Here is a 12,552-nt window from a genome sequence, read left to right on the forward strand (position 1 = left end):
TGTGAGCTGGCGTCCGTTCGAGGGTTGATCCGGACGTCGAACGGACGCTGACTCACCGCCCACCCGGCCAGACCCACCAGAACAAACGCTGACTCACCGCCCACCCGGCCGGACCCATCGGAACGGACTCTGAGCCACCTCCCACCGGGGGCGGGGGGAGGTCAGGCGGTCGGGGCAGCGCGGTGGGTGCGGGTGATGGTGGCGGATCCGACCACGCGGGTGCCGTCGTAGATCACGCAGGCCTGACCCGGGGCGATGCCCTCGGCCGGGTCCAGGAGGTCGACCCGCACGGTGTCGTCGTCGAGCACCTCCACGACCGCGCGGTGCTCGGCCCCGTGGGCGCGCAGCTGCACGGTGCACTCGAGCCGACCCACGGGCGCGGCGCCGCACCACAGCGGCTTGAACCCCTCGAGCGCGTCGACGCGCAGCTGCTCGCGCGGTCCGACGGTGACCGTCCCCGACACCGGCTCGATGTCGAGGACGAAGCGCGGCTTGCCGTCGTCGGCCGGGACGCCGAGCCGAAGACCCCGACGCTGCCCGATCGTGTAGGCGTAGGCGCCCTCGTGCTCCCGCAGCACAGCACCGTCCTCGTCGACCACGACGCCCGGCCGGGGTCCGATCTTCTCGGCGAGCCAGCCGGCGTTGTCGCCGTCGGCGACGAAGCAGATGTCGTGGCTGTCGGGCTTGCTGGCCACCTGCAGTCCACGACGCTCGGCCTCGGCCCGCACCTCGGGCTTCACCGAGTCGCCGAGCGGGAAGTGGGAGCGGCTGAGCTGGTCCTGCGTCAGCACGCCCAGCACGTACGACTGGTCCTTGGCGGCGTCGTGGGCCCGGTGCATCTCGACGACGCCGTCGGCGCCCTCGCGCACCTGGGCGTAGTGGCCCGTCACCACGCCGTCGAAGCCGAGCGCGAGCGCCCGGTCGAGCACGGCGGCGAACTTGATCTTCTCGTTGCAGCGCAGGCACGGGTTGGGCGTGCGGCCCGCCTCGTACTCCGCCACGAAGTCGTCGACCACCTCGTCGGCGAACTCCTGGCTCATGTCCCACACGTAGAACGGGATGCCGAGGGTGTCGGCGGCGCGCCGGGCGTCCCCGGAGTCCTCGATGGAGCAGCAGCCCCGGGCGCCGGACCGGTACGACCGCGGGTTGCGGCTGAGTGCGAGGTGCACGCCCGTGACGTCGTGCCCCGCCTCGACGGCGCGTGCGGCCGCCACCGCGGAGTCGACGCCACCGGACATGGCGGCCACGAGCCTCACGAGCGTGCCCTCACGAGGGAGGCCGCGCAGGCCCGCTCGTGCACGGCGGGCAGCGCCGCGAGCACGGCATCGACGTCGGCCTCGGTGGAGGTGTGCCCCAGGCTGAAGCGCAGGGACCCCCGGGCCGCGACGTCGTCGTAGCCCATGGCCAGCAGGACGTGGCTCGGCTGCGGCACGCCGGCCGCGCAGGCCGAGCCGGTGGACACCTCGATGCCCTGGGCGTCGAGCAGCATGAGCATGGCGTCGCCCTCGCACCCGGGGAACGTGACGTGCGCGATGTTGGGCAGCCGGTGCTCGGGACCGGGCACGGGATCGCCGTTCACCACGGCGTCGGGAACCGCACGCAGCACGCCCTCGACCAGGCGCTGGCGCAGCCGCTCGATGCGGGCCGACGACTCCGCCTGACGCGCCAGCGTGACCTCCACCGCTGCCGCGAACGACGCGATGAGCGCGACGCCGATGGTGCCGGAGCGGACGTCGCGCTCCTGACCGCCCCCGTGCAGGAGCGGGGTGGGCTCGATCTCGCGTCGGACCACCAGGGCACCCACGCCCACGGGCCCGCCGAGCTTGTGCGCCGTGACGGTCATGGCGTCCAGCCCCGAGGCGGCGAAGTCGAGCGGGAGGTAGCCCGCGGCCTGCACGGCGTCGCTGTGCACGGGGATGCCGTGCTCGCGCGCGATGGCCACGACGTCGCTCACGGGCTGGACGGTGCCCATCTCGTTGTTGGCCCACATCGTGGTGATGGCCGCGACGCGGGACGGGTCGCGCTCGACGGCGGACCGCAGCGCCTCCAGACGGATGCGTCCGATCTTGTCGACCGGGGTGGTGTCGATCTCCGCGCCCTCGTGGGCGGCCAGCCACGTGACGGGGTCGAGCAGCGCATGGTGCTCGATGGAGCTGAAGACCACGCGGTTGCGACGCTCGTCCTCGGACCGCCGGGCCCAGTAGAGCCCCTTGATGGCGAGGTTGTTGGCCTCGGTGCCGCCGGAGCAGAAGACGACCTCGCTGGGACGCGCACCGAGCCGCTCGGCGATGAGCTCGCGCGACTCCTCCACGACGCGGCGCGCGGCGCGTCCCGAGGCGTGCAGGCTCGAGGCGTTGCCGGTGCGGGCCAGCTCCTCGGTCATCACGGCGATCGCCTCAGGGACCATGGGCGTGGTGGCCGCGTGGTCGAGGTAGACAGGATCTGGCTGGGTCATTGCGGTTCCAGCGTAGACGCACGACGGTGGATCGGGCCTCTCAGCGTCCCGGGACCTCGCACTCGGTGGTGGCGTCCAGGGAGACGTACCCGCTGTCGAGGAACGAGATCCTCACGTCACCCGCCCTCGGCGTCCTGAGGAAGGAGCCCGTCTGGATGGACAGCTCGGCGAGGTCGCCCGAGCGGTAGGGGTCGCGGTGCCCGAACCGGACGAGCTCGGCCTCGAGGGCCTCGGCCATCCTCTCCGTGGCGCGGACCGGTGTCACGATGATGTCCCTGCCCTCGTCGCTGATCGCCTGGGCGAGACTAACGTCGACACGGCGCTGCCAGCCCTTGTAGTCGTCGTCGTCCTGGCACGTCGTGAGACTGACCTCCGGGGTCTCCCACCGCCCGCCGACGACGTACTGGAGCGCAGCCACCATGTCGTCCTGGGCCTTGGCTGTGGCACCTGAGACGGCACGGGGAGGCTGCTCGTCGAACGGGGGGATGTCCCGCACGTCGAACCAGGCGATGACGCCCACCACGACGGCCGCGATGACCGGGACCGAGACGAGCGCTCCGAAGGACTTGGGGTGCAGGTAGCGCCATGGCATCGTCCCGGGTGCGATGCGGTCGACGTCGGCGGTCGTGAGCGCGTCGGCGCTCGTCGCGACGCCGGCGGCCGACGCGATGCGCACGAGGTCGTCCTCGCGCCAGTAGGCGCCGTTGAGCTGGATGCGCGGGCCTCCGGAGCGCGAGCGCAGCACGAGCACCTTGCTCAGCCGCCCGACCGGTGACAGGACGATGACCCCCAGCACGCCGACCACGTCGTGGTCGAGCCGGACGGTGGAGCGCCGGAGCCAGCGTCGGTACTGCACCTCGCCCGGGCCGAGGACGACCCGGCTGGTGGCGATGTACACGGCGATGGTCCCGACGGTCGCCGCGGCGACGCCGAGGACGAACCCGAGGACCATGAGGAGCCCGATCCCGGACCGTGCGAAGCCCGCGGTCCCGACGCCGACGGCGCCGCCGAGCAGGCCCAGCCCCTGGATGGGCGAGGAGAAGAAGCGCCGGTAGGCCGCCCAGGACGGCCGCATGACGACCGTCTCCGCGACGCCGCTCATGCCGTGACGTCCCGGAGCGCGTCGGCCGCCTGCTCGAGCTGCTCGTCGCTCACGGCGCGGCCGAAGGTGAAGCGCAGGGCGGTCTGAGCGACCTCGCGCTCGTACCCCATGGCGGTGAGGACGTGGCTGGGCTCGTCGCTGCCGGCGTGGCAGGCCGAGCCGCTGGAGCACACGATGCCGCGCCGTTCGAGGTCGAGCAGGACCGATTCGCCCGACCGCCCGGGAAGGACGAACGAGGCGTGGCCCGGCAGCCGGTTGGTGGGGTGCCCGGTGAGCCGTGCCCCCGGCACCTCGGCCAGCACCCGGGCGACGAACGCGTCGCGCCGGCGCACGACGTCGGAGGGATCTCCCTTGGCGAGCCGCAGCGCCGCCGCCATGCCCACTGCGTGCGCCACGGCCTCCGTGCCCGAGCGCCGACCGTCCTCCTGGCCGCCGCCGTGGAGGAGCGGCTCGAACCGCACGCCACGGCGCACCCACAGGACGCCCACGCCCTTGGGCGCGCCGAGCTTGTGGCCCGAGAGGCTCATGGCGTCGACGCCCAGGGCGCCGACCGAGACGTCGAGCCAGCCGGCGGACTGCACCACGTCGGTGTGGAACGGGACGCCGCGCTCGCGGGCCACCACGGCCAGCCGGGCCACGGGCTGCACCGTGCCGACCTCGTTGTTGGCGTGCTGGATGCTCACGAGCGTGGTGTCGTCACGCAGGGCCTCGGCCAGCGTCTCGGGGTGCACCACGCCGTGGCGGTCCACCGCCAGCTCGGTCACCTCGTACCCGATCCGGCCGAGCCAGGCAGCGGACTCCAGCACGGCCGGGTGCTCCACGGAGGACACCACGACGTGCCGACCCCGGGGCTGCGCGAGGGCGATGCCCTTGACGGCCGTGTTGTCGGACTCGGTGCCGCCCGAGGTGAACGTGATCTCGCCCGGACGAGCCCCCAGGACCTGGGCGACGTCGAGCCGGGCCTGGTCGAGCGCACGGCGTGCGGACTCCCCCACCTCGTGGTGGCTCGACGGGTTGCCGAACTCCGGTCCCAGGTACGGCCCCATGGCGGCGAGCACGTCGCGCCGCAACGGCGTGGTGGCCGCCTCGTCGAGGTACAGCACGGGCTAGAGCCCCTGCGGCCCGACGACCACGTCGAGGCCGAGGTCGAGGGCGCGGACGCTGTGGGTGAGGGCGCCGACGCTGATGACGTCGACACCCGTGGCGGCGACGTCGGCGATGGTCTCCAGCGTGATGCCACCGCTGGCCTCCACGACGGCCCGGCCGGCGACGAGCTCCACGCCGGCCCGCAGGTCGGCGAGCGAGAAGTTGTCGAGCATGATCGTGTCGACCCCTCCGGCCAGCACCGGCTCCACCTGCTCGAGGCGGTCGACCTCCACCTCGACGTGGGTGGTGTGCGGGAGGTCCTGGCGGGCCTGACGGATGGCTGCGGTGATGTCGGGCACGACGGCCAGGTGGTTGTCCTTGGCCATGACGGCGTCGGAGAGGCTGAACCGGTGGTTGTGGCCACCGCCGCAGCGCACCGCGTGGCGCTCCAGCGCGCGCAGCCCGGGCGTGGTCTTGCGCGTGTCGACGACCCGGGCGGCCGTGCCGGACACCGCCTCCACGTAGACCGCCGTGAGGGTGGCGATGCCGCTCATCCGCTGCACGAGGTTCAGGGCGACGCGCTCGCTCGTGAGCACGGCACGCGCCGGGCCGCTGACACGGGCCAACGTCTGGCCGGGCTCGAACCGCTCGCCCTCGGCGCTCCTGAGCTCCACCTCGACGCGATCGTCGAGGGTCGTCATGGCGATGCGGAAGACGTCGGCCCCCGCCATGACACCGGCTTCGCGCGCCACGAGGTCGGCGGTGGCCCACACGTCCGCCGGCACGAACGTCTGGGAGGTGAGGTCGCCGAAGGGCGCGTCCTCGTCGAGGGCCATCTCGACGACCCGACGGATCTGCCGCTCGGTGATCACCGCGTCACCACGACGCCGCTGTGGACGGCCCGGCCCGGGTCCGGCTGGGGGAAGTCGGTGCGGAAGTGTCCGCCGCGGGACTCCCGACGGGCCAGCGCGCTCTGCACGACGGCCTGGGCGACCACGCGCAGGTTGGCGTCCTCGACGGACTTCACGTCGGTGGCGTCCCGCACGGCGCTGCGGCCGAGCTCGGCGAGCGCGTCCTCGAGTCCCCGGGCGTCACGGGTGAGGCCAGCGGCGTCCCACATGAGCTGCTGCAGGTCGGCGCGGCTCAGCGACGGGCCCTCCCCGTCGATCGTGGTGGTGACGGGCTCGGCCCAGTCGGCGTCGAACGGCTCGAGCGGCGCGACCTCGGGGTCGAGCACGGCGTCGACCACCCGGCGTCCGTACACGGCGCCCTCGAGGAGCGAGTTGGACGCGAGCCGGTTGGCTCCGTGCAGGCCGTTGCAGGCCACCTCGCCCACGGCGAAGAGCCCGGGCAGCGACGTCCGGGCCCAGAGGTCGGTCCGGACACCGCCCATGAAGTAGTGCGCGGCGGGCGTGACCGGGATGGGCTCGCGGCCCCAGTCCATCCCGTGCGCCCGCACGGTGGCGTCGATCGTGGGGAACCGCTCGGCCAGGAACGCCGCTCCGAGCCCCGTGGCGTCGAGCCGCACCGGCTCGCCGCCCTGGCGAGCCATCTGGGCGGCGATGCCTCGGGCCACGACGTCACGCGGGGCCAGCTCGGCGTCGGGGTGGACGTCGAGCATGAAGCGCCGGCCGTCGCGGTCGACGAGCACCGCGCCCTCGCCCCGGACCGCCTCCGAGACGAGCGGGTTGCCCGGGACCGCGAGGGACGTGGGGTGGAACTGGTAGAACTCCAGGTCCGACGCCACCGCACCGGCTCGCAGCGCCATGGCGAGGCCGTCTCCCGTGGCCACCGCGGGGTTGGTCGTGTACGGGTACAGCTGTCCCGCTCCCCCGGTGGCGAGCACGACGGCGTCGGCCTCGATGCTGCCGCCGTCGAGCAGCGTGGCGCCGGTGACCCGGCCACCCTCCACGACCAGGTCGACCACCATGGTGTTCTCACGGATCACCACGTCGGAGTCACGCAGACGGGCGATCAGGGCTGCTGCGATGGCGGCTCCCGTGGCGTCGCCGCCCGCGTGCAGGATGCGCTCGTGCGAGTGCGCCGCCTCGAGCCCGCGAGCGAGCTGCCCGTCGTGGACGTCGAAGAGGACGCCTCGGTCGATGAGGTGCTGGACCGCCTCGGGGCCCTCGGCGCAGAGCACCTCGACGGCCTCGTCGTCGGAGAGGCCGGCGCCGGCCACGAGCGTGTCGGCCACGTGGGACGCCACGGTGTCGTCGGCCGAGGTGACCACGGCCACGCCGCCCTGGGCGTACCAGGTGTTGGACTGGTCGAGCGTGGCCTTGGTGACGAGCGTGACCTCGACGCCGGGGCGCGAGTCGGCGTCGAGTGCAGCCGTGAGCCCGGCGACGCCGGACCCGATGACGAGGATGTGTGTCATGTCAGGCCCCTACTTGGGAAGCGCGGCGAGCATGCGCTCGAGCGCGATCTTGGCATCGGCCGCGACGTCGTCGGACACGATGATCTCGTTGCGGACCTCGCCCTCGACGAGGCCGTCGAGGGTCCAGGCGAGGTAGCCGGGGTGGATGCGGTACATCGTGGAGCACGGGCAGATGACGGGGTCGAGGCAGAAGATCGTGCGGTCGGGGAACTCCGCCGCGAGCCGGTTGACCATGTTGATCTCGGTGCCGATGGCGATGGTGTCACCGGGCTCCGACGCGAGGACGAACTTGCGGATCGCGTCGGTGGAGCCCGCGGCATCCGCGGCGTCGACGACGGGCATCGGGCTCTCGGGGTGCACGATCACCTTGACGCCAGGGTGCTGCGCGCGGGCCTGCTCGATCTGCGCGACGGTGAAGCGCTTGTGCACGGAGCAGAAGCCGGGCCAGAGCAGGACCTTGGCGTCGAGGAGCACCTGCGGCTCCTGCCCGAGGCCGGGCTTGCGCGCGTTCACCATGGGCATCTGCTCGAGCGGGACGCCCATGGCCTTGGCCGTGTTGCGCCCGAGGTGCTGGTCGGGGAAGAACAGGACACGGCGGCCCCGCTCGAAGGCCCACTCGAGCACCGTGGCGGCGTTGCTGGACGTGCACACGATGCCCCCGTGGCGACCGCAGAACGCCTTGAGCGCGGCGGAGGAGTTCATGTAGGTGACCGGGATGACCGACGCCAGCTCGGACTGGTCCTCGTCGGCGTACAGCTCCATGAGCTCCTCCCACGCCGACTCCACCGACTCCTCGTCGGCCATGTCGGCCATGGAGCAGCCGGCGGCGAGGTTGGGCAGGATCACGTGCTGCTCCGGGCGGGCCAGGATGTCGGCGGTCTCGGCCATGAAGTGCACGCCGCAGAAGACGATGGTCTCGGCGTCGGGCTTGGTGAGCGCCGCGTTGGCCAGCTGGAACGAGTCGCCCACGAAGTCGGCGTACTGGATGACCTCGTCGCGCTGGTAGAAGTGCCCGAGGATGACGAGCTTGCTGCCGAGCGTCTCCTTGGCCGCCTTGATCCGCGCGTGCAGCTCCTCGTCGCTCATGCGCTGGTAGGCCGCGGGCAGCTGGCCCGTGCGCACGACGGGGTCGGGGATGACGTCGTCCTCCGACGCGCCGGGGCCGTAGCCCGGCACGAGGTCGAAGATCCACGGCTCGGCCGCGAGCTCGGTGTCGCAGGACGCGGCGGGCGCGGCGACGATCCGGTCGTTGACCGAAGCGGTGTCGGGCCCGGCGGGGGTTCCGGGCCCGGGGCGGAGATCAGGAACAGTCATCGGGGCTCCTCGACGGTGAGGGTGGGGCGGGCGTGGGTGGGGTCGAACCGGTAGAGCGCTGGAGGACGGTGGCTCGTGCCCGACAGGCACTCCCCCGTGGGCTGCAGGGTCTTGGTGGCCAGCACGTGCCGGCGGAAGTTGGCCGGGTCGAGCGTGCGACCCAGCACCGCCTCGTGCACCTCGCGCAGCTGGGCGAGGGTGAACTCGGGCTGCAGGAACCCGAACGCGATGGGCGAGTACGTGATCTTGGCGCGCAGGCGGTCGAGCGCGTACTTCACGACGTCGTTGTGGTCGAAGGCCAGCTCGGGCACCTCGTCGGCCACGAACCACTCGACGTTCTCGCCGTCGATGGCCCGGGCGTCCTCGTCGGGGCGCACGAGCGCCCAGTAGACGATGGAGACGACGCGGTCGGGCGAGCGGTCGACGCGGCCGAAGGCGTAGAGCTGCTCGAGGTAGTGCGGGTCGAGGCCCGTGGTGCGCTCGAGCGTGTGGCGCGCCGAGGCCACGAGGTCCTCGTCGCTCTCGAGCGGGCCACCGGGCAGGGCCCAGCGACCTTCGTAGGGCTCGCGGATGCGGCGCACGAGCGGCAGCCAGAGCGTGGACTCACCGGTCTGGGGGTGGGGCCGGAGCGCGAAGATCACGGTCGAGACCGCCAGGTCGATGCGTTGCATCCGACTCACCTCCTTAAGGTGAGTCTGACTCTAACCCGGGCTTAAGGTCGCGTCAACCCTAAGCGGGCGGCGTGTCCGTCACTGGAAGTCGCGGGCCTGGTGGCGGGCCGGCATGGCCCCCGAGGCCTGGGGATACAGGGCCTCCACCCGTTCCACGCGCTGGGCCACGAGGTTGACCACCCCGTCGCCCGTGACCTCGAGCATCCCCTGGACCACGACCCCGGCTGCCGTGCGGAAGACCCGTCGATGTTCCTCCCACACCGTGGCGAAGACGACGACGTTGAGCATGCCCGTCTCGTCCTCCAAGTTGAGGAAGGTGACGCCACCTGCGGTCATGGGACGTTGGCGGTGCGTGATGAGTCCGCCCACCCGGACGTAGCGACGCGACGCGCCCTCCCCCAGGTCCTTGGCCACGCCCTCGGCCATGGCGTCGCCGACGGACCAGACGCCTTCGGAGCGCAGCAGCTCGCGCAGGTGGCTGAACGGGTGCTCCTCGGGAGAGACCGACGTGGCCCAGAGGTCGGCCACCGTAAGCTCGACGTCGCTCATGCCCGGCAGCGTGGGTGGACGCACGGCCACGGCGGTGCCCTCCAGGAGGTCGAGGGAGTCGACGTAGCCCGCGTTCCACAGCGCCTCGCGCCGGCTCAGGCCGAAGACGTCGAACGCCCCCGCGGTGGCCAACGCCTCCATCTGGGCCGTCGTGAGGCCCGTGCGCCGCGCGACGTCGGTCATGTCGGTGAAGGGTCGTTCCTGACGGACCCGGACCACGTGCGCGGCGACGTCGGCACCGATGCCCTTGACGTCGGTGAGGCCCATGCGGATGGCCAGGGCCCCGTCGCGGCGATGGTCCTCCAGCGAGTGCCGGGCCCGGCGGTCGAACCGCGGGACCTGCGGCTGCGTCCCGACGCACGAGTCCAGGCCCGTGGTGCGGACGGCCCCGTCGAGCGCCTCGAGGTCGGCCTGGGCCTGCGAGGCCTGGATGCACGGACGGCGGGTGACCACGCCGTGACGCCGGGCGTCGGCCACGAGCGACTGCGGAGAGTAGAACCCCATGGGCTGGTTGCGCAGGAGCGCAGCGCAGAACGCTGCCGGGAAGTGCAGCTTGAGCCAGCTGCTGGCATAGACGAGCAGCGCGAAGCTGAGCGCGTGGCTCTCGGCGAAGCCGAAGTTGGCGAACGACTGGATGCGCACGTAGATGGCGTCGGCCTCCTCCCCCACGATGCCGTGCTTGGCCATGCCCGCGAAGAGCTTCTCGCGCAACGTCTCGATGCGTTCGAGCCCGCGCTTGGAGCCCATGGCGCGGCGCAGGAGGTCGGCCTCGTCGGGGGTGCAGTCGCCGATGGCGATGGCCATCTGCATGAGCTGCTCCTGGAACAGCGGCACCCCTTTGGTGCGCCGCAGGACCGGCTCGAGGACGGGGTGCGGGTACGTGACGGGGTCGACGCCCGTGGCCCTGCGGATGTACGGGTGCACCGCTCCGCCCTGGATCGGCCCGGGACGGATGAGCGCGATCTCGATGGCGAGGTCGTAGAAGCAGCGCGGCTGGAGCCGGGGCAGCGTGCCGATCTGGGCGCGGCTCTCCACCTGGAAGACGCCGATGGAGTCGGCCTTGCAGAGCATGTCGTAGACGCCGGCCTCCTCCTTGGGCATGGTGTCGAGGCTCCACTCCTCGCCGAGGTGCTGCTTCACGAGGTCGAAGGTGTGCTGCAGGGCGCCGAGCATGCCCAGGCCGAGCAGGTCGAACTTGACCAGACCCATCCAGGCGCTGGCGTCCTTGTCCCACTGCAGCACGGTGCGGTCGTCCATCCGCGCCCGCTCGATGGGGCAGACCTCGCCCACGGGTCGCTCGGTGAGCACCATGCCGCCGGAGTGGATGCCCAGGTGCCGGGGCGCACCGAGGAAGGACGCGGCCAGCGCCACGACCGCCTTGGGGATCCCCGAGGACTCGACGTCGTCGGGGTGGATGGCGCCCCAGCGCTCGATGCCCTTGCTCCACGCGTCCTGCTGGCCCGGTGAGTAGCCGAGCGCCTTGGCGGCGTCGCGCACGGCCGAGCGGGGGCGGTACTGGATGACGTTGGCCACCTGGGCGGCGTTGCGGCGCCCGTACGTGTCGTAGACCCACTGGATGACCTCCTCGCGGCGGTCGGAGTCGAAGTCGACGTCGATGTCGGGCTCCTCCTCCCGCGTGGCGGCCAGGAAGCGCTCGAACGGGAGGTCGTAGTAGATGGAGTCGATGGCGGTGATCTTGAGGGCGTAGCAGACCGCGGAGTTGGCCGAGGAGCCTCGGCCCTGGCAGAGGATGCCCTGCTCGCGGGCGAACGCCACGATGCCGTGGACGATGAGGAAGTAGCCCGGGAAGTCCTTCTCCTCGATGACCGCCAGCTCGCGCTGCAGGCGTTCCTCCGCCTCCTCCCGGTTGTGGGCGTACCGCTCGTCGGCGCCGAGACGCACGAGCTCGCGCAGCCAGCTCATGGGGGTGTGGCCCTCGGGTGCCTGCACGGGCAGGCGCGGGCGGGCCTTCTGCAGGTCGAAGCCGATCTCGTCGGCGATGGCCACCGAGCGCGCCACGGCGCCGGGGTAGCGCGCGAACCGCGCCTGCATCTCGGCGCCCGAGCGCAGGAACGCGCCACCGGCGACGTCGAGCCAGCCGTCCATGTCGGCGAGGCTGCGGCGTGCCCGGACGGCCGCCATGGCCTGCGCGAGGCGACGGTCGGCGGGGGCCGCGCCATGCACGTTGTTGGTGGCGACGACGGGGAGCCCGTGGTCGTGCGCCAGCTGGGCGAGGACGTCGTTGACCTCGTCGTCGCGCGGGTTGCCGTGGCGGGTGAGCTCGACGACGACCGACTCGAGCCCGAACAGCGCCGTGAGCCGGTCGAGCTCGCGCGCCGCCGCCTCCCGGCCGCCCGAGGCGAGCGCGGCACGGACCGAGCCCTTGCGGCAGCCCGTGAGGACGAGCCAGTGGTCGCGCCCCGTGGCGGCCAGCTCCTCGAGGTCGTAGAGCGGTCGGCCCTTCTCGTCGCCGCGCAGGTGCGCCTCGGTGAGGGCCGCCGACAGGCGGTGGTAGCCCTCGACGCCCCGCGCCAGGACGAGGAGGTGGCTCCCCTCGGGGTCGGCCACGCCGTTCTGCGGGCGGTCGAGGCCCAGCGAGAGCTCGCTGCCGTAGACGGTCTGCAGGCCGGGGAACGCCTGGGCCGCCTCGGCGAACAGCGGAGCGCCGTGGAAGCCGTCGTGGTCGGTGAGGGCGAGGCCGTGCAGACCGAGACGGACCGCCTCCTCCACGAGCGACTCGGGACTGCTCGCGCCGTCGAGGAAGCTGTAGTGGCTGTGGACGTGGAGCTCGGCGTACGGCACGACGGCGTCGGGGCGCGGCACCTCCACCTGCTCGGGCGGTGAGTACCGGGCCCGCTTGCGGCTGAACGCGGGACCGTCGCCGCCGTCGGGGGTGGGTCTCCCGGAGAGCCGGCGCTCCAGCTCGCGCCACGGCATCTCCGGGTTGTTCCAGTTCACGCCCTTCTCCGCTGAGTGTGACGTTTGCGGGGTGAGA

The 12,552-nt window shown here is 72.5% G+C and carries 9 protein-coding genes; all 9 read right to left on the reverse strand.

Translation table 11 applies throughout. From position 1 onward, the window contains the following. Positions 1 to 161: 161 nt before the first annotated feature. Positions 162 to 1,256 (reverse strand): tRNA 2-thiouridine(34) synthase MnmA, encoded by a 1,095-nt coding sequence (gene mnmA / locus ASD11_RS08855; protein ID WP_200940109.1) that lies wholly within the window; start codon positions 1,254 to 1,256, stop codon positions 162 to 164. Beyond that, a complete protein-coding gene (locus tag ASD11_RS08860) occupies positions 1,253 to 2,455 on the reverse strand; it encodes a cysteine desulfurase family protein (protein WP_056286019.1) in 1,203 nt (400 codons plus the stop codon). Before ASD11_RS08860 ends, mnmA begins: the two co-directional genes overlap by 4 nt. Positions 2,456 to 2,495: 40 nt before the next feature. After that, on the reverse strand, positions 2,496 to 3,557 hold the full coding sequence (locus ASD11_RS08865) for a hypothetical protein (protein WP_056286024.1): 1,062 nt from the start codon (positions 3,555 to 3,557) through the stop codon (positions 2,496 to 2,498). Continuing rightward, entirely contained in the window at positions 3,554 to 4,660 is a 1,107-nt protein-coding gene (locus ASD11_RS08870; RefSeq protein ID WP_056286027.1) for a cysteine desulfurase family protein, read from the reverse strand. The genes ASD11_RS08865 and ASD11_RS08870 overlap by 4 nt, the downstream gene beginning before the upstream one ends. A 3-nt stretch (positions 4,661 to 4,663) precedes the next feature. Then, complete coding sequence (gene nadC, locus ASD11_RS08875; protein WP_082554251.1) at positions 4,664 to 5,515, reverse strand: carboxylating nicotinate-nucleotide diphosphorylase; 852 nt, start codon at positions 5,513 to 5,515, stop codon at positions 4,664 to 4,666. Then, positions 5,512 to 7,023: an L-aspartate oxidase gene (nadB, locus tag ASD11_RS08880; RefSeq protein WP_056286030.1), complete on the reverse strand. Its 1,512-nt coding sequence runs from the start codon at positions 7,021 to 7,023 to the stop codon at positions 5,512 to 5,514. The genes nadC and nadB overlap by 4 nt, the downstream gene beginning before the upstream one ends. 9 nt (positions 7,024 to 7,032) lie before the next feature. Next, the gene (nadA, locus tag ASD11_RS08885; protein ID WP_082554252.1) at positions 7,033 to 8,337 is read right to left on the reverse strand and encodes a quinolinate synthase NadA; all 1,305 of its coding nucleotides are present in this window, start codon (positions 8,335 to 8,337) and stop codon (positions 7,033 to 7,035) included. Next, positions 8,334 to 9,008, reverse strand: a complete 675-nt coding sequence (locus tag ASD11_RS08890) for an NUDIX hydrolase (RefSeq protein WP_056286033.1) — start codon at positions 9,006 to 9,008, stop codon at positions 8,334 to 8,336. Before ASD11_RS08890 ends, nadA begins: the two co-directional genes overlap by 4 nt. 78 nt (positions 9,009 to 9,086) lie before the next feature. Continuing rightward, positions 9,087 to 12,515 (reverse strand): error-prone DNA polymerase, encoded by a 3,429-nt coding sequence (locus ASD11_RS08895; RefSeq protein ID WP_056286037.1) that lies wholly within the window; start codon positions 12,513 to 12,515, stop codon positions 9,087 to 9,089. Positions 12,516 to 12,552 lie beyond the last annotated feature (37 nt).

This window comes from Aeromicrobium sp. Root495, from assembly GCF_001426755.1.
Classification (GTDB): Bacteria; Actinomycetota; Actinomycetes; order Propionibacteriales; family Nocardioidaceae; genus Aeromicrobium.